Source organism: Streptomyces sp. NPDC007088, from assembly GCF_042869355.1.
Lineage (GTDB): Bacteria > Actinomycetota > Actinomycetes > Streptomycetales > Streptomycetaceae > Streptomyces.
The window spans coordinates 142,145-158,857 of sequence record NZ_JBIAFO010000012.1; the positions used below are offsets into that span (position 1 = coordinate 142,145).

A 16,713-nucleotide genomic window follows, 5' to 3' on the forward strand; every position below is an offset into this window, starting at 1 on the left:
GCGACTGTGTGCGTTCGCGGCGCCGCCTGGGGTGGTACCGGCCCGGGATGCGCGTGGGCTACTCCTGCGGCAGGTCGGATTCCTCGGCGCCGGTCTCGTCCCACCGCGCCTGGAAGCCGAAGTGGCCCCGCCACCCGGTCCCGGGTCCCTCGTGGGCGGCGGCCGGCTGCTCGTGGGCGAGGGCCCGCGCAGCGCCCGCCGCCTGGGCGAGCAGCTGAGCGCGGGCGCAGTTGTCGTAGGTGAAGAACCAGTGCACGGCCTCGTCGAGGGAACCGCCGACGGTGATCAGCCCGTGGTGGCGCGACAGTAACGCCCGGTTGCCGCCGAGCCTCGCGGCGATGTCGCGGCCCTGGGCCACCGAGACGGAGGGCCCCTGGTCCTCGCCGTGGAAGACCTGACGACCGTGGAAGGCGGCGGACTCCCGGTCGACGGGTTCCAGCAGCCGGCCGAGAGCACCCAGCGCGCGGGAGTGCGGGGTCTGCCCGTGGACCGCGGCGGTGGCGCCCGAGCGCGGTGCGTGGAGCGGGGAGTGGAGCGCGAAGGCGCTGGGGCTCGCCCGGCGCCGGCCGCTGACGACGCGACCGGTGGCGTCGACGCAGATCAGGTCGGCGACGCGGACGTGGCGCAGGGAGACGCCGAACGGATTGATCCAGAAACGGTCCTCGTGCTCGGGGTCGCGCACGGAGATGTGGCCGGATATGCCCTCGCCGTAGCCGTACTCGCCGAAGAGGCGCAGCGCGGCGGCGAGCCGCCGTCTGCGGTGGCGCCGGGCGTCGTCGTGGGTGGCGAAGTCCGGCTCGCCGGGGACGGGCGGTCCGGTCACGGTGTCCACGAGGCGGGCGGGCCGGGTCTCGGTGGCGGTGGTGGTCATGCTCGGGTTCCTTTCGTGAGTCTCCGGTGGAGTGCGGAGCCGGCGTGGTGGGGAGGCGCGTGGCGGCTCGTGGAGGGGTGGCGGCCGGGTCGGGCTGCCGTCGGCCCGCGGGCGCCGGGGCGAGGAGCGGGTGACGCCGCGCGCGGGGTGTCAGGCGGCGAGCGGCGCCGCCTGTGCCCGGACCGCGTCCACGGTGGCCGAATGTTCGAGGATCGCGGTGACGATGTCCTGGCTGCGGGCGACCAGGGAGGCGATGCCGAAGGTGAAGAACAGGGTTCCGGCGGCGATGTCGCCGAGCCCGTACAGCCGGGGGTCGGGCCGTCCGTCGCTGGTGAGCCGGCTGGTGGCGCGGGCGAGACGCAGCCCGCCGTGCGGATGCCTGGCCGCGGCGCGGGCCCGGATCAGCGAGGTGACCAGGGGCAGCGCCCCGGCCGGAACGCGCCCCTGGCAGGCGTTGCCGGCGCTGATCACCCGGTCGGCGCGGAACCGGGTGCCGTCGGCGGCCAGAACCTCGAAGCCCCCGCCGCCGGCGGGCAGGACGTCGAGCAGTCCGGAGAACATCTCCAGTTGTCCCGACTCCGCGAGGCCGAGGAGGACGGCGGCGCTGTCCGGCGGCATGGGGCGGCACAGGCTCATGAGGGAGTGGCAGTGGGCGCGCAGGACCATGGCCTTGTCCTCCTCACGCAGCAGCGGCCACACGTCGGGGCCGGACTCGGGGACGGCGCGTTGCAGGAGGCGCAGGTCCAGGCGGGGGGAGTCGACCTCGCCGATCTGACGGCGCAAGCGGTCGACCGGGTCCTCCAGATCGAGGCGGCCGATCTCCTCGACGACGGCGTCCAGGTCGGCGCCCGCCTCGCGGAACTCGGCCCGCAGCACGGCGGCGACCTCCTCGATGCCCAGTTCGCGGCGGCTCCTGGCGGCGGCGCGGAAGTGTTCCCGCGCCAGGTGGCGTGGGACGAAGGGGACGGGACGCTGCCGCACTCCGGGCAGTACCCCGCGTCGCGACAGCAGGCTGACGGGCCCCTGGTGGCCCCGGGCGGCCAGGGAGAGAAGGATGTCGACGGCGGTCAGCCCACCGCCGAGGACGGCGACGTGCTCGTCCTCGCCGACGCCGTCGAGGGTGGCGCTGAGCGGATACGGATCGCCGACGAAGCCGGGGACGCCGCCGAGTCCGTAGACGTCCCCGGGGCTGTCACCGCCGACGCCGAGCACGACGTAGCCGAAGGCGCGGGACGATCCGTGGCCGGTACGCAGCAGTACCTGGCCGGGCGTGCGGGCGGCGGAGGTCACGGCCTCGCCGACGATCTCGACGCGCCAGCCCCGGCGCCGCAGCGCGTCGAGGGCCGCGTACGCGGACTCCTCCAGGTACGCGCCGTACAGCGGGCGCGGCGCGAAGCCGGCACCGCGGACGCGCTCGACGCCCGCGGCACGCTCGCGGGCGCGCAGCCAGCGCGCGAAGTGGCCGGGGTCGGCGGCGCGTACGGACATGTCCTCGGGGGGCGCGTTGACGCGCAGCGTCTCGGTGTCCGTCTGGTAGGCCCGGCCGCGCCACAGGTGGGGGGAGGGCTCGAACACGGTGAGGCTGCCCGGGTCGCCCTCGCTGCGGGCGAGGGCGTCGATCAGGCAGACGGCCGCCGCGCCGCCGCCGACGACGCCGATCGAGATTCCGGGGGACACGGGTCAGTCACCCATCGGCGCGTGCGGGGGCGTGCGGACGTCACCACAGGCGGCCCCGGCCGGGCCGGGCGGACCGCTCGCGGCTTCGGCGGCACCCGTCGGGTGGTCCGCTGCTGGGGCCTGGCCCATGGTCGATCCTCTCCGGGGCTGGACGTGCGGCGTGCGTCCAGCGGCCGGTGATGCCTGGCTGCCTGGCCGGGGCTGAGCGCACGGGAGCCGAGTCCGGGGCCCGTCTGCCGACGGACGACGGTTCGACACGGGCGACTCTAGGAACGGCCGGGAACCGCCATTTGCCGTGCAGCGCACCGGCATTGGCGGAATCACGCTCCTGTTTCACGGCGCGCGCGGGCGCAGGCGGTGACATGTCCCGCGAGCGGAGGTCTGCGGGCGGCCCCGGCGTGATCGCTTCCACGCGCGAGGGCCGGCCCTGAGGACCGGCCGCAGTGGGGCGCGGGGCTCGGATCAGGGCGCGGGGCGGGCCGCGCACCGGCTCAGAGCAGGACGCGCGCGGGCGCCCTCCGCCGGCCGGAGCGGTGCGGCGGGTGGTTCACCTCGGCGACCTCGCGCCGTGCAAGTTCGGCGAGTTCGATGATCCGCTCGGCGTGCGGCAGCAGCCGCTGCCCGGCCTCGGTCAGCACGAGCTGGCGCCGACTGCGGTCGAACAGCTCGGTGCCGACGGCCTCTTCGAGGTTCTTGACCTGAGTCGTCACGGTCGACTGGGCGTAGTGCAGGTTTCTGGCGGCCCGCGTGAAGCTCAGTTCGGCCGCGACCTCCCGGAACGCGCGCAATTGCTGAAACTGCATGACACGACCTCCCCTGGTCCACTTAACATACCAGCCTGCTTGTATTTTTGTGCGCCCCGGTGCGGCGGTTTCAGTCGGCCGCGGTGGAGGGCGCTATCAGGTCCCGGGCGATCTGCGGGAGCACCTGATCGAGCAACTCCCCTTGGCGTACCGCTCCGTCGACGGTGCGCGGTACCTCGTCCACGGCCACGGCGTGCGCGTACCTGACGGGCAGGTTGCGCCGGCAGGCGGCGAGCACGGCCCGCCGCCCGGCGATCTCCTGCCGCGGCTCCAGCGGGACGAAGGCCACGACCACCGAGGGGCCGAGTCCGGGCAGTTCGGCGGGGACCACGGCGCACTCGCGCACGCGGGACAGTTCCAGCAGCTCGCCCTCCAAGGCGAAGAAGTCCTCGGCGAAACCGGCCTCCGTCGCGTCCTGCCGCGCGGCGGTGGTGTCGGCGGCGCTCATGCGGGGATCCCGTGCCGCGCGCACTGCTCCAGTTGCAGGCTGAGGCTGAGGATCGGGACCACGGCCCGCAGGAGTTCGGCGGTCCTGATCCGTCCGGTGGGGCTGCGGGGGATGTGGTCCACCGCGATGACGTGCGCCGGGATCGACGGCACCCGGCGCTCGCACGCGGTGCGCAGGGCCGTATGGCCGGTGGCCTCACGCCCGACGGCCACCGCGACGAAGGGGACCAGGAGCACGTCCCCGAGCGTGGGCAGTCCGAGCCTGATCACGGCGGTGTCGCGCAGGCAGGGCAGGTTGAGGAGGTCGGACTCCAGCCGGAACAGCGCGGCGTCGACGGCGTGGTCGCGGACCGGGGGCCGCACTCCGCCCACCCGCCCGGTGAGGGTGAGTCTGCCCCGCTCGTCGAGGACGCCCAGGTCGTCGGTGACGAGGTGGCGCCGCTCCCCCGCACCGGTGTCGAGGGTGACGAACTCCGCGTCGCCGTCGAGGTATCCGTCCATCACCTGGGGGCCGGCGAAGGCCACACGACCGGGCCGGCCCGCGGGCAGGACGGCGCCCTCCGCGTCCAGGACCGCGACCGAGGCGCCCAGGACGGGCCGCCCGGTGCGGGCGCGGGCGACGAGGGACTCCTCCGGGCACAGGAGGGTGCTCAGGCCCGTCTCGGGTGTGGCGTGGACCAGATGGAGCACGGGCCCGAGCCGCGTCCAGGCGGTGTCGACGGCCCAGCGCCCCAGATGCCGCCCGGGGGTGATCACGCAGCGCAGCCGCGTGGTGTGGGCCAGGTGCGCGGAGTCCGGGTGGGCCAGCACCCTGCCGAGCGCACCGGGCTCGATCATGGCGGTGGTGACGCCCTCCACGGCGAGGAGGGCGGCCAGGATCTCCGCGTCGCCGGAGTCGTCCAGCACGACGCGCGCGCCCACCATGAGGAGCGTGCGGGCCAGTTGCAGGGAGACTGGCTGCCACAAGGGGGCGGCGACCAGATGGGTGTCGTGGGCGTCGAAGCCGAACTCGTCCATCAGGCCGATCAGCGCGCGCCCCTCGGCGGCGGCGTCGCGCACGGCCACCCTCGGCCGTGGACCGCCGGGCACGACGGTGAGGAACTCCAGCAACTCCCCTGCGGGACAGTGTGGACCGCCGGGCACGACGGTGAGGAACTCCAGCAACTCCCCTGCGGGACAGTTGGGTTGATCGTCGGCCGGTGCGCTCTTCAGCAGCTCGCGAAAGAGCCGTTCGGCGCTCCCGGCGCGGGGGCCCGGCTCCCGCTCCCCGTCAAGCCCGGCGCACGCGCACGCGCCTCCGGCCTCGCCGCCCTCGGCAGTTTCGGGCGTCCGCGAACGACTGCCGGGGCGAAGGGCACGGGGCTCGTCACCGACGCCGGTGGCGCACCGCTTCCCGTCGCACGGACCGGCGTGGCACGCGCCCTGGGGGCCCTCAGGGGCCCGTCCGGTCGCGCACGCCCCTCTGTCCAGCGGGATGCGCAGGGCGCCGGTGGCGCCGGGCCAGGTCACCGCGTCGAGGGCGGGCCGCTGTTCGGCGCCGACGAACACCAGGCAGGGGTCGAGCAGGGCGAGCGTGTCGGCGAGCCGGTCCGGTTCCTGCGCGGGGTCGAGCCCCGCACAGGGGATACCGAGCGTCGCGCAGGCGGCGAGGGCGACGACGAGCTCCCAGCGCGGACCGGCCAGGAACACGGCACGGGCCGGACGCGCCTCGGGCAGATGACCGGCCAGGCCGAAGGCGCAGCGCTCGACCGCCTCGGCGAACTCCGCCCAGGAGAGCCGGATCGCGCCGTCCACGACGGCGGTCGCGTCCGGACGCGCGGTCGCTCGACGGCGAATGTGCTCAAGTCTGATCATGTGGCGTCTCCGTGGTCGGTGAGCCCGCTCTGGAACCTGCCCCAGAGAAACAAACCCGCATGCGGGTTTTCCATTCCTATCGGAAAGTGCGATCGCAGGTCTCGGCGTACCGCGTTCCGGATCGGCACGGGGGCGCTCCAGCGCGCGAGCGTGCGAGCCACCGGGCAGGAGCCGGCCTCACGGCCGGTCACGCGTCCGTGCGGGCAGGACACACGTTTACGCAGACAGGGCACGCGTCCGTGCGGCGGGCATCCGTGCGGCCGTACTCGCCGGGCGCACCGGAAGCGACCGCGCGGGCGCCACCGGGAAAAGGGCATGCCGAGGGGCCGGGCGCGGCGGCCGTCGCGCGGGGACGGCGTCCCGGGCCGCTTCGCCCCGGCCGGGTCCCGCCGCCGGCCTTCCTCGCCCGCGGCGGAACCGGTCTTCTGCCGGTTTACTCCCCGGCGTCGCTCCGCGCGTCCGCGGCGGCTCCGGCGTTGTTCTGCGCGTCCGCGTTGACGCGAGCCATGAGCCTTTTGCCCCGGTCGGGGGTGATGTCCAGCCGGGCGGCCGTCTCCGGTGTGACGACGGCGCGGGCGAGTCCCCGGTAGAGCACCGCGACCCGTTCCTCCAGGTCCTTGCGGTCGCTCATGACCTCGGCCATCAACTGCACACCACTGAAGGAACCGACGATCATCTGCGCCGCGTCCTCCACGTCGGTGCCGGGCAGCAGTTCACCCAGCGCCTCGGCCTCGGAGAGGATGCCGACATGGACGTCGATCCACGCCTGGTACGGAATACGGCGGTTGATCTCGTGCCCCTGGTCGACCGCGAGCCGGATGCTGCCCTGCAGCATCCGGTCGAAGGTCAGCCGGTGCCCCACCAGCAGCCCGATGTCGACAACCTCCTGGAACCTGACCGTGTCCCCTGTCGCCGGCACCTCCAGGTAGCCGATCTGGCCACTGACCTGCTCGTCGAGCACGGCCTGGGCCAGCTCGTCCTTCGAGGAGAAGTGGAAGTAGAAGGCCCCCTTCGTCACCCCGCACCGGGTGTACACGTCGTAAATGGTCGCTCCGGCGTAGCCCTGTTCGGCGAACACCTCACCGGCTGCGCTCAGAATCGCTTTCCTCGTCCTGACCGCACGCTCCTGTCGTGCCACGCGGCCTCCCATCTGTTCGAGCCGTCCGGAGGGGACGGTTCCGTGCGACTGCTTGCCCTGGGCTGTCGTCAGCTCATTGAAAAACAAACCCGCATGCCTGTACCTTACCGACCGCGGGGGGAGATCGGCCATACCCCACGGCGTCCTGCACCTTCACCTTCGACAGAAGAGGCAACGACCTTGCGCGCTATGGCATCGACAGTCCGGGGCATCCACACAGAGGCGCACCGCGCCGCACTCCCGGACATCACAGCAGGCAAAACGCCCAGCCTTCCGGCACTGCCGGTGGAGAGGACACTCGTCCACCGGGCCCGGCTTCGCGATGTTCTGCCCACACGGCTCAGACGGCACGACGAGACGCATTTCACTGTCTCGGTACGGCGGCCGCGCACCCACCAGCTCTTCGTGAGCCCGGACGGCCGGTCCACGGCCTCCATGGTGCTGGAGGCGATCCGCCAGTCCACGCTCCTCATCTCACACGCGGAACTGGGTGTGCCGCTCGGCCACCACTTCGTCATGTGGGACCTGTGCCACCGGCTCGACACGGAACTGCCCGCCCTGCCCACCGAGGCCACTCCGGACGACGCGCTCACGCTCGACGTGCGCGTCGTCGACCTGCGCCGCCGGGGGGCGGTGCCCGCCAGTGCGCACCTGGAGATGGAGCTGCGGGCGCAGGGCCGGCCGATCGGCTCCGGATCGATCCGCTTCCAGATCACCTCGCCCGCCGCCTACACACGCATACGCGGGCAACTGCCCAGCTCCGAGACGGGCGACGCGCTCACCACGCTCACCGAGCCGGTTCAGCCCTCGACCGTCCACCACACGCGCACCTGCGACGTCGTCCTCTCCCCCGCCGAGGGTCCCGGCCAGTGGCAGCTGCGCGCCGACCCGCGCAACGAGTTGTTCTTCGACCACGCCAACGACCATGTCCCGGCGATGGTTCTGGTGGAGGCCGCCCAGCAGGCCGCGCACCTCGCCTTCGCTCCGGGCAGGTTCGTCGCCTCCTCCTCGGAGATGCGTTTCAGCCGGTACGTCGAGTTCGCCACTCCGTGCACGGTCGAGGCCCACCCCGTCACGGACGAGGACGGCACGACCTCGGTCAGCGTCACCGGACACCAGGACGGGCAGCTCGCCTTCGTGGTCCGCTTCGCCGGCTCCGTCGTTCAGTAGTCCGCGGGCCGGCGCCCACGAGGCCGTCCGCAGCACCGGGACACGGCAGGCCCTCCTCAGCACCTCCTGAGCGGGGTCCCCCCCCACGCCGTTCACTCCGCTTCCCTCCTCGCCGCACCGGACCTCGCACGGCATCCGGCGCCGGGAGTGGTCCCCCTTCGCGACCTGTACCTGTCCGCCGCCGCGGCCGCGGCGCGTGGACCGGTCCACCACGTCGGCGCCCCGTGTCTCTCAACGGATGGTCCAGCCGCCGTCCACCGGCACGGTGGCGCCGACGACGAAGGAGGCCCGGTCACTGCCGAGCCAGGCCGCCGCCTCGGCGATCTCCTGGGGGTCGGCGATCCGCGGCAGCGGTGCGGCCTCACGGAGCAACTCCTCGGCGCCTGGCACCTGTTCGAGCCAATCGTCGATCATCTCGCTACGCGTCGAGCCGGGCGCGAGAGCGTTGACCCGGATTCCGTGCCGGGCGTACTCGGCCGCCGCCGCCTTCGTCAGACCCACCACCGCGTGCTTGGAGGCGATGTAGGGAGCCGCGACGGGGGTGGCGACCAGACCGGCGGTACTGCTGGTGTTCACGATGGCGCCGCCGTGGGGCAGCATCGCCGCGATCTGATGGCGCATGCAGTTCCACACCCCCCGGACGTTGGTGTCCATGATCGCGTCGTACAGCTTGTCCGCCATCACGTGCAGGGGGGCCTGCGGTGCGCCGATCCCGGCGTTGTTGAAGGCGACGTCCAGCCGCCCGAAGCGGGCCAGGGTGCGGTCCACCGCGGCCGCCACCTCCGCACTGTGCACCACGTCGGCCACCGCGTACTCGGCCTCGTACCCCTCGTCCAGCAGCTCGCGGGTGAGGGAGGCCAGTTTCTTCTCACGGCGGGCCACCAGCATGACGGCGGCGCCTTCGCGGCAGAACACACGTGCGGCGGCGGCTCCGATGCCACTGCTCGCTCCACTGATGAAGGCGGTCTTACCCGCGAGGAGGCCCTGGTTCGTCATGATCCCGAGCTACCGGAGCAGGGGCCCGCACCGTCGTGCCGGCGGACGGCCGGCCTGGCTCCCCCGGTGCTGCGGCACCGGCGGATCACCGCCCGTCGGCCGTCCGCCCGCCGGAATCCGCACTCCGAGGTGACGCGCACGGCGGTCTGCGGGCGCCCACACACCCGCCACGACCTTATGGAACTACCCCGCACAGGCTTGAAAGGGATGAGCGACATGGCAACTCCTCGCATTCTGATCACTGGTGGCGCAGGTTTCGTCGGCAGCCGCACCGCCGCGCTCCTGGCCTCGGGCCTCTCCCGGTCCGAGCCCCCGAGGCTGCGGCTGCTGGCCCACCGCTCGCGGCCCGCGCCGTCCGGGCCGGCGGGCCGGGTGGAGGTACGCCGTGGGAGCCTGACCGAACCGGACTCGCTGCGCGGGGTGTGCGAGGGCGTCGACACCGTTCTCCACCTGGCCTCGCAGATCGGCGGCGACCCCGCGCTGTGCGGCGCGGTCAACGACGCCGGCACCGGCGCGCTGCTCGCCGAGGCCGAGCGCGCGGGGGTACGGCGGATCATCCAGCTCGGCACCACGGCCGTGTACCGGGACGGCTGCCATCTACGCGCTGCTGAAGGCGAGTTGGCGCTGGAACCGGTGTCCCCGACGAGCGTCTCCCGGCTGGCCGGGGAGCGCCGGGTGCTCGCGGCGGGCGGCCTCGTGGTCCGACCGCATCTGGTGTACGGCCCCGGCGACGTGTGGGTCGTCCCGGCACTGGCCGAGTTCGCCGGTTTCCTGCCGCACTGGGTGGACGAGGGGCGGGCGCTGATGTCGGTGATCGGCGTGGACGATCTGGCGGGGGTGCTGGCCGCTCTCGCCCTGCGGGAGTCGGTGCCCCGCGGCGAGGTGCTGCACGCCGGACGCCCCCAGCCGGTCAGTGCGCGCGAGCTGATCACGGAGACCGCGAGGATCACCACCATGCCGCTGCCGAGCGGTGAGCTGACGTACCGCCAGGCCAAGGACTGGCGCGGTGCCCGGGAGGACCCCGGCTGGCAGCGGCGGCTGTCGCTGCTGGCCATGGACCACTGGTACGACTCCTCACGTCTGTGGCGGCTGCTGGGCACCGCTCCCCGGCTGAACTTCCGCGAGGACTTCGCGCGCGCCGCCGACTGGTACCGCGGCCGCCTTCGCGGGCCGGGGGCCGCGAGCGGGACCGTACCGGTCGGAGAGCCCACCCGCACTGCCGCCGGGGCCCACTCCGCGGCATGACGCGCGCCGTGCCGCCCCCCTCTGGCGGACGGAACCGTCCGCCGTACCGCGCCGCCGGCCCGTCGGCGCGCGCGGACGGAGGCTCGCGCGCGGACGGAGGCTGCCGCTCCACCTCGCGTTCGCCCAGGAGGCGTTGGCCTCTGCCGGCGACCCGGGCGACCCGTGTCCGCGGGATGCCGTCCGGCCGGGGCGCGGTCGGTGCCGAGGGGCGTGGTCCGTCGGCGGGCGCCGGGGTCTCCGGGCGCCGGGTGAGGGGCTCGGTGGTCGCCGGAGGTGTCGCCCACCGTTCCGTTCCCCCTCTCGTCGCGTTCCGGGGCGGTCAACACCCGGCGCTCACCCGCGCACGGCCGGTGAACGGGCCGACGACGCGACTCACCACGTCGGCGGGCCGCGGACGGACCGGGCCGTTCACGACACGTGAACGGTACGTGTCCCCGTCCGCCCCGGACGCGGGGCCCGGAGTGCCGGCCGCCTCCTCACCGGGGCGGGTGCCCCGCTCCGCGCCCACCACACGGGCCGCCTCGCCCGGCACGGCACGCGCGGGGGCGCCGGCAGGACAGCGGGGGCCGGTGACGGGTTCGGGAAGGACGGCCATCGCAGCACCTCGGGGTTGCCTCGTGGACGGGTGGACGGACACCCCGTTCGCGGACAGGCCGCTCGCGAAGTGTCGTCACCACGTTAGGAAGACCGGGGCCACCGCTCTCCCGCGTTCGCGCACGCACTCTGAGGAGTTCGCGCACGAGCGGTGCGCCCGCGGGCGCACCGCGAGGGCCCTTCGGGGCCGGCGGAAGGACCCGCGCGGGCGCAAGCAGCGGTCAGGGGCGGTCCCAGTTCCTCCGGGACCGCCCCCGACCGGCGGCTCTCTCGCGTCAGGGCACACCGGCACGGCGGGACGTGCGGGAGGTGCGCGTGCGCCCGGCAGTCCGCCGTGCGGCGACGGCTACTGCCAGACCTTCACGTAGTCGATGCTCATCTTCTGCGGGAAGCGCGTACTGGCGTCCGGGGCTCCGGGCCAGTCACCGCCCACGGCGTTGTTGAGGATCAGGAAGAAGTCGTGGTCGAAGACCCACGGGCCGCGGGTGCGTTCCAGGGTCTCCTTGTCGACCGTGTGCATCACCTGGCCGTCGACGCGGAAGGTCATGCCCTTGCTGTTCCAGTCCACGGTGAAGGTGTGGTAACCGGCCGCGAAGTCGGCCCCGCCGGGCAGGGTGTAGGGCGAACCGAAGCCGTTGGCCCCGTTGTAGGCGGGCGCGTGCAGGGTCGAGTACGTCGTCCCCGGCTCCTTGCCGACGTGTTCCATGATGTCGATCTCACCGGTGTAGGGCCACGGCCGGCCCTGGTCGAAGTAGTCCGCGCCGAGCATCCAGAAGGCCGGCCACAGGCCCTGCGTCCCGGAGACCTTGATGCGTGCCTCGACCCGTCCGTAGGTGAACTTGAACTTGCCGTAGGTGTTCAGCCGTGCCGAGGTGTACTGGCAGACTCCACTGCCGGTGAGCGGATCGCGGGGGCAGGCCGAGCCGGGCGTCTCCTCCTTGCGCGCTTCGAGGACGAGGCTGCCCGCTCCGTCGAGCGCGGCGTTCTTGTTCGCGGTGTAGTACTCCAGCTCGTTGTTGGGGCCGGGGCCGGTCTCGGGTACCCACTTGGCCGGGTCCGGGGCGCGGCCCGCCGGTCCGTCGAAGTCGTCGTTGAACACCAGCTTGGTGTACGTCGGGTCGGCCGGGAGCGGCGGCGGGGTGACGGGTGCCCCGCCCGTGCCCCAGACCTGGAACTCCCACAGGGAGTAGCCGTAGGCGCCGCTGCGCTGGGTGCCGTACAGGCGCACGTGCCGGCCGGTGGCGTTGACGTCGAGGGTCTCCTTGAACCCCTTGCCGGTGGTGGTCTGGTAGGCGGTGCGCCAGTTGCTGCCGTCGTCGGAGACCTCGATCCGGTACGCCTGGGCGTAGGCGGGGTCCCACTGGAGGACGACGCGGTGGATCTCGGCACGGGCGCCGAGGTCGACGGCGATCCAGCCCGGGTCGGTCCAGCCGCCCTCGGGGCTGGTGGCCCAGCGGCTGGCGGGGTCACGGTCGAACGCCTTGTCCGGCGAGCACTGCCAGCAGGTACCGTCGTTCTGCGAGGTGGAGGCGGTGCCCTGTTTGCCGTAGGACAACAGGACGTCACCGCCGGGCTGTTGACCGCCGTCGGTGGAGTACACCTGGAACTCGTAGAGCGAGTAACCCCACTGGGTGGCACGCTGGGTGCCGAGCAGCCGGACGTAGCGGCCGGTGCCCGAGACGGTCAGGGTCTCGTTGCCGCCGGTGCCCGTCGTGGTGGTGTGGATCGTCGTCCACTGCTGGCCGTTCGCCGAGACCTGGATCTGGTAGCCCCTGGCGTAGGCGGCCTCCCAGCGCAGCACGACCTGGCCGATCGCCGTGCTGCTGCCGAGGTCGACCTGGAGCCACTGGTTGTCGGTGAACTCACTCGACCAGCGGGTGCCGTTGTCCCCGTCCACGGCGGCGGAGGGACCGAAGGGGCCCTCGCTGCTGGAGGCGGTCGCGGGCTTGCCCTGCGAGACGAGTACGGGGGCGGCGGCGACGGCCCGGCCGGGAGCGGTCACCACCGCGAGGGAGAACAGGAGGGCCACTGCGGCCAGGAGGGCCAGGACACCGCGGGGGTGTGGTCTTCGACGGGTGGTCATGCGAACTCCTCGCAGAGCGGAAGGGGTTGGGCCGAGAAAGCGCTCCCCTTCGCAGAGGGAGACTCCTAGCGGCGGTGGCGCCCGTCAAGAGAGCCGACCAGTTGATTCAAAAGGCAACGACGGATTGGCCGAATCCTGGAAGCCGAGGCCGGTTCGCGCTCCCCAGGGTTCGAGAGATGGAGGATCGGCGCACCGCGTACCGCCCTCGCGCACAACTCTTGACGCGGCGGAAACGGACGGTCAATCATGCTGCTCACCCGAGAGAGCACTCCCCGCCTCATCCCCCACCGGCTCGCCGTGACCGACGGCGCGCCGTCCCCGCCTGCCCGCGCGCCATTCGCGCCGCGCCCGTAGCCGCGCGCGGCGAATCCGAGGGTTCACCGACGGTTCACGCGTGCGGCCACTACGCGTGACACCGGGGAACTTTGGCGTGTGCATGCTCTGCCCTGCACCGCCAGGATCCCGTTCCCCACGCATCGGAGGCCCCCTGTGTCCGGCAGTTCGCTCCTCAGGCACGCCCGTGGAAAGGCCGCTGCCTCGGTCCTCGCCCTGGCGGCCGCCGTCACCGGTGGCTGGCTCGCGTTCTCCGGCGCCGCGCCCGCCCAGGCGGCGACCGCCGTGCCCACTCCCGACCACACCGTCGTGGTGGTCTTCGAGAACCACGCCTACCATCAGGTCATCGGCTCCTCCAGCGCGCCCTACCTCAACAGCCTCGTCACGGGCGGCGCGAACCTGACGGCCTCCTACGCCGAGACGCACCCGAGCCAGCCGAACTACTTCGCGCTCTTCTCCGGCTCCACCCAGGGCGTCACGGACGACAGCTGCTACTCGCCCGGCTTCTCCTCCGCCCCGAACCTGGCCTCCGAGCTGATCGCCGCCGGCGTGTCGTGGGGCAGCTACAACGAGGGCCTGCCCAGCCAGGGCTCGACCACCTGCTCGTCCGGCGACTACGCCCGCAAGCACAACCCCTGGTTCGGTTTCAGCAACGTACCGACGTCCTCGGCGAAGACCTTCGCCCAGTTCCCCTCGGACTACTCGACGCTGCCCCGGGTCTCCTTCGTCGTCCCGGACCTGTGCGGCGACATGCACGACTGCTCGGTCAGGACGGGTGACACCTGGCTCAAGACCAACCTGGGCGCCTACGCGAGCTGGGCCAAGGCGCACAACAGCCTCCTCGTCGTCACCTTCGACGAGGACAACCGCCTCAGCGGCAACAGGATCCCCACCGTGCTGTACGGCGGGCAGGTCAAGGCCGGCGCCACTTCTGCCACGACCTACAACCACTACGACCTGCTCCGCACGCTGGAGGACATGCACGGCCTCCCGCACGCAGGACAGGCCGCCAACGGCAAGGACATCACGGGGATCTGGACGTCCTGACATGTACGTAGCGGACAGCCGCGCCTCCACCGGGACGCACCCCTCCGCAAAGCCCGCCGCCCGGTCCCGGGCCGGACGGCGGCGCGCCGCGGGCCCGGTCGTCCTCACCCTCGGCACGGTGAGCCTGATCACCGACGTCTCCTCCGAGATGGTGACGGCCGTCCTGCCCCTGTATCTGGTCGCGGGGCTGGGGCTCAGCCCGCTCGGTTTCGGCCTGCTCGACGGTGTCTACAACGGCTTCTCGGCCCTGGTACGTCTGGTCGGCGGCCGGGTCGCGGACAGCGGGCCGGGGCGTCACAAGACGGTGGCGGTGCTCGGCTACGGTCTCTCCGCCCTGTGCAAACCCCTGTTGCTGGTGGCGGGTTCACTCCCGGTCATCGGTGCGGTCCTCGCGGCGGACCGCACCGGCAAGGGTCTGCGCACGGCCCCGCGCGACGCCCTGATCTCCCTCAACAGCTCCCCGGAGAACCGGGGCCGCGCCTTCGGTGTGCACCGCGCGATGGACACCGCGGGCGCACTGCTCGGTCCCCTGGTGGCCTTCCTGATCCTGCGGGCCACGGTGGACGGCTACGACGCGGTGTTCACGGTCAGCTTCTGCGTGGCCGCGCTGGGGGTGGTGGTCCTGGTGCTGTTCGTCCCCCGCGACGGACGTGCCGCCGCGCCGGCCGAGGACCACGTGCCCGCCGCACCGGGCGCGCCCCCGCCTCGCACCCGCCCCTCGCCGGCTCTGTCGCGCATCACGCTGTGCGCGGCCGCGCTGGGCCTGGCCACCGTGAGCGACGCCTTCGTCTACCTGATCCTCCAGCGGCAACTGGGCGTGCCTGAGGAGTGGTTCGCCCTCCTGCCCCTGGGTACGGCCGCGGCCTTCCTGATCCTGGCCGCTCCCCTGGGCCGGCTCTCCGACCGCCTCGGTGCCTGGCCCGTGTTCCTCGGCGGGCATCTCGCGCTGCTCAGCGTGTACGTCCTGCTGTTCACCCACGCCCACAGCCCGGCCCTGCCGTACGCCGTGCTGCTGTTGCACGGCACGTTCTACGCGGCGACGGACGGCGTGCTGATGGCGGCGGCCTCCGCGGGCCTGTCGCGGACGCGCCGTTCCTCGGGGCTGGCCGTGGTGCAGACCGGGCAGGCCGCCGCCCGCTTCGCTTGCTCCCTGGGCTTCGGCGCGGCCTGGACCGCGTGGGGGGACCGCACGGCGCTGGGGACGGCCGCCGTACTGCTGTGCGGGTGCGGCCTGCTGTCGTACGCCCTCCGCCCCTTCGCCCGCGCCCGGACGGGGGGTGCGGCATGACCCGCCGTGGCAGGCTCTCCGTCCTGATCGCCGTGGTGCTGGTACTGGCCGTGGTGGCCACCGTCTCGGTCCTGCGCGCCTCGGCGCGCTCCGACCGCCGCGACCGGGCCCGCCCCGGCGGCCCGACGGTGACGCGGGGCGAGGTGGACCTCGGACCGGGGGCGCGGCGCCTGGTGTTCCGCAACATGGCGTGGGGCCCGCACCGCGACGAGCTGGCCACCGCACCGGCGGGCGCCCCGGGCGGCACCCGCACCGCCACGGCGAACGGCCTCACCTGCCTGCGCTTTTACGCCGCCGCGGGCACCGGGGTCTGCCTGCGGGCGGTGCACGGGGCCCTCACCGACACCTACCGTGCGACCGTCGTGGACGCGCACCTGCGCGAGCGGGCGCGCTATCCCGTCCCGGGCATCCCCTCGCGGGCCCGGGTCTCCCCGAGCGGGCGGTACGCGGCGTGGACCGCGTTCGTCGGCGGCGACAGCTACGCCGGCACCGACTTCTCGACCCGCACGGCGATCCTGGACACGCGTACGGGAAGGCTGACCCCGTCCCTGGAGGTGTACGGCATCGTCAGGGACGGCCGGCGGTACCGGTCGGCGGACGTCAACTTCTGGGGGGTCACCTTCGCGCGCGACGACCGGCATTTCTACGCGACCCTGGCCACCGGCGGGAAGACGTATCTGGTCCGCGGTGACCTGCGAACCCGCGAGGTCACGGTGGTGCACCAGAACGTCGAGTGCCCCTCCCTGTCCCCCGACGGCACCCGGATCGTGTACAAGAAGCGGGTGGCGGGCCTGCCGGCGGACGCCCCCTGGCGTCTGTACGCGCTCGACCTCCGCACGATGCGGGAGACCGCGCTGGCCGAGCCCCGCAGCGTCGACGACCAAGTGGTGTGGAGCGACGACCGGCACGTGACCTATGCCCTGCCGGGCGACTTCGGCGCCGATCTGTACACGGTGCCCGCCGACGGCCGGGGCAGGCCGCGCGAGCTGGTGAAGGCCGCCGTCTCACCGGTCTATCTCTGACCGGCCGAGAACGCCTCCGAACGCGGGCGCGGCCTTCCGGCCGGGACGGCTGCCGACGCGCCGCCCGCCGCGGCCCGCCGGGAACGGCGCGCGGGAGGGGGTGTCCCGGACTCGGTCCCCGGGGCACCCCCTCCCTTTCACTCGC

The 16,713-nt window shown here is 73.3% G+C and carries 13 protein-coding genes; 5 read left to right on the forward strand and 8 right to left on the reverse strand.

Going from position 1 to position 16,713, the window contains the following annotated elements; all coding sequences use genetic code 11:
* Positions 1-58: 58 nt before the first annotated feature.
* From ACFYMP_RS20610 to ACFYMP_RS20635, 6 genes are all read right to left on the reverse strand, one after another.
* A complete protein-coding gene (locus tag ACFYMP_RS20610; protein ID WP_388859398.1) occupies positions 59-871 on the reverse strand; it encodes a class II aldolase/adducin family protein in 813 nt (270 codons plus the stop codon).
* A 150-nt stretch (positions 872-1,021) separates the two neighbouring features.
* Complete coding sequence (locus ACFYMP_RS20615; RefSeq protein ID WP_388859401.1) at positions 1,022-2,548, reverse strand: FAD/NAD(P)-binding protein; 1,527 nt, start codon at positions 2,546-2,548, stop codon at positions 1,022-1,024.
* Positions 2,549-3,039: 491 nt separating this feature from the next.
* Positions 3,040-3,351 (reverse strand): LysR family transcriptional regulator, encoded by a 312-nt coding sequence (locus ACFYMP_RS20620; protein WP_388859404.1) that lies wholly within the window; start codon positions 3,349-3,351, stop codon positions 3,040-3,042.
* Between the two features lie 70 nt (positions 3,352-3,421).
* A complete protein-coding gene (locus ACFYMP_RS20625; RefSeq protein WP_388859407.1) occupies positions 3,422-3,799 on the reverse strand; it encodes a hypothetical protein in 378 nt (125 codons plus the stop codon).
* A complete protein-coding gene (locus ACFYMP_RS20630; protein ID WP_388859410.1) occupies positions 3,796-5,652 on the reverse strand; it encodes an AMP-binding protein in 1,857 nt (618 codons plus the stop codon). Before ACFYMP_RS20630 ends, ACFYMP_RS20625 begins: the two co-directional genes overlap by 4 nt.
* A 433-nt stretch (positions 5,653-6,085) precedes the next feature.
* Positions 6,086-6,790, reverse strand: coding sequence for a ScbR family autoregulator-binding transcription factor (locus tag ACFYMP_RS20635; protein WP_388859412.1), 705 nt, complete (start codon positions 6,788-6,790; stop codon positions 6,086-6,088).
* Between the two features lie 189 nt (positions 6,791-6,979).
* On the opposite strand from ACFYMP_RS20635, the gene ACFYMP_RS20640 reads away from it, so the two are divergent.
* The gene (locus tag ACFYMP_RS20640; RefSeq protein ID WP_388859415.1) at positions 6,980-7,960 is read left to right on the forward strand and encodes a ScbA/BarX family gamma-butyrolactone biosynthesis protein; all 981 of its coding nucleotides are present in this window, start codon (positions 6,980-6,982) and stop codon (positions 7,958-7,960) included.
* A gap of 231 nt (positions 7,961-8,191) precedes the next feature.
* Here the strand turns inward: ACFYMP_RS20640 and ACFYMP_RS20645 are convergent, their stop codons facing one another.
* Entirely contained in the window at positions 8,192-8,956 is a 765-nt protein-coding gene (locus ACFYMP_RS20645) for a glucose 1-dehydrogenase (RefSeq protein ID WP_388859418.1), read from the reverse strand.
* Positions 8,957-9,172: 216 nt separating this feature from the next.
* On the opposite strand from ACFYMP_RS20645, the gene ACFYMP_RS20650 reads away from it, so the two are divergent.
* Positions 9,173-10,201 (forward strand): NAD-dependent epimerase/dehydratase family protein, encoded by a 1,029-nt coding sequence (locus tag ACFYMP_RS20650; RefSeq protein ID WP_388859421.1) that lies wholly within the window; start codon positions 9,173-9,175, stop codon positions 10,199-10,201.
* 940 nt (positions 10,202-11,141) lie between these two features.
* Here the strand turns inward: ACFYMP_RS20650 and ACFYMP_RS20655 are convergent.
* Positions 11,142-12,878: a discoidin domain-containing protein gene (locus tag ACFYMP_RS20655; protein ID WP_388859424.1), complete on the reverse strand. Its 1,737-nt coding sequence runs from the start codon at positions 12,876-12,878 to the stop codon at positions 11,142-11,144.
* Positions 12,879-13,367: 489 nt separating this feature from the next.
* On the opposite strand from ACFYMP_RS20655, the gene ACFYMP_RS20660 reads away from it, so the two are divergent.
* The 3 genes from ACFYMP_RS20660 to ACFYMP_RS20670 are packed head-to-tail and all read left to right on the forward strand — an operon-like array spanning position 13,368 to position 16,568.
* Positions 13,368-14,258 carry an alkaline phosphatase family protein gene (locus tag ACFYMP_RS20660; RefSeq protein ID WP_388859427.1) on the forward strand — a complete coding sequence of 297 codons (891 nt, stop codon included), beginning with the start codon at positions 13,368-13,370 and terminating at the stop codon, positions 14,256-14,258.
* A gap of 1 nt (position 14,259) precedes the next feature.
* Entirely contained in the window at positions 14,260-15,546 is a 1,287-nt protein-coding gene (locus ACFYMP_RS20665) for an MFS transporter (RefSeq protein WP_388859430.1), read from the forward strand.
* Positions 15,543-16,568, forward strand: coding sequence for a TolB family protein (locus tag ACFYMP_RS20670; RefSeq protein WP_388859433.1), 1,026 nt, complete (start codon positions 15,543-15,545; stop codon positions 16,566-16,568). Before ACFYMP_RS20665 ends, ACFYMP_RS20670 begins: the two co-directional genes overlap by 4 nt.
* Positions 16,569-16,713: the final 145 nt, after the last annotated feature.

Bases quoted from the DNA above. Each gene is read 5' to 3' on its own strand.
- ACFYMP_RS20610 (WP_388859398.1), bottom strand. From the start codon at position 871: ATGACCACCACCGCCACCGAGACCCGGCCCGCCCGCCTCGTGGACACC.
- ACFYMP_RS20620 (WP_388859404.1), bottom strand. From the start codon at position 3,351: ATGCAGTTTCAGCAATTGCGCGCGTTCCGGGAGGTCGCGGCCGAACTG.
- ACFYMP_RS20625 (WP_388859407.1), bottom strand. From the start codon at position 3,799: ATGAGCGCCGCCGACACCACCGCCGCGCGGCAGGACGCGACGGAGGCC.
- ACFYMP_RS20630 (WP_388859410.1), bottom strand. From the start codon at position 5,652: ATGATCAGACTTGAGCACATTCGCCGTCGAGCGACCGCGCGTCCGGAC.
- ACFYMP_RS20640 (WP_388859415.1), top strand. From the start codon at position 6,980: ATGGCATCGACAGTCCGGGGCATCCACACAGAGGCGCACCGCGCCGCA.
- ACFYMP_RS20645 (WP_388859418.1), bottom strand. From the start codon at position 8,956: ATGACGAACCAGGGCCTCCTCGCGGGTAAGACCGCCTTCATCAGTGGA.
- ACFYMP_RS20650 (WP_388859421.1), top strand. From the start codon at position 9,173: ATGGCAACTCCTCGCATTCTGATCACTGGTGGCGCAGGTTTCGTCGGC.
- ACFYMP_RS20655 (WP_388859424.1), bottom strand. From the start codon at position 12,878: ATGACCACCCGTCGAAGACCACACCCCCGCGGTGTCCTGGCCCTCCTG.
- ACFYMP_RS20665 (WP_388859430.1), top strand. From the start codon at position 14,260: ATGTACGTAGCGGACAGCCGCGCCTCCACCGGGACGCACCCCTCCGCA.
- ACFYMP_RS20670 (WP_388859433.1), top strand. From the start codon at position 15,543: ATGACCCGCCGTGGCAGGCTCTCCGTCCTGATCGCCGTGGTGCTGGTA.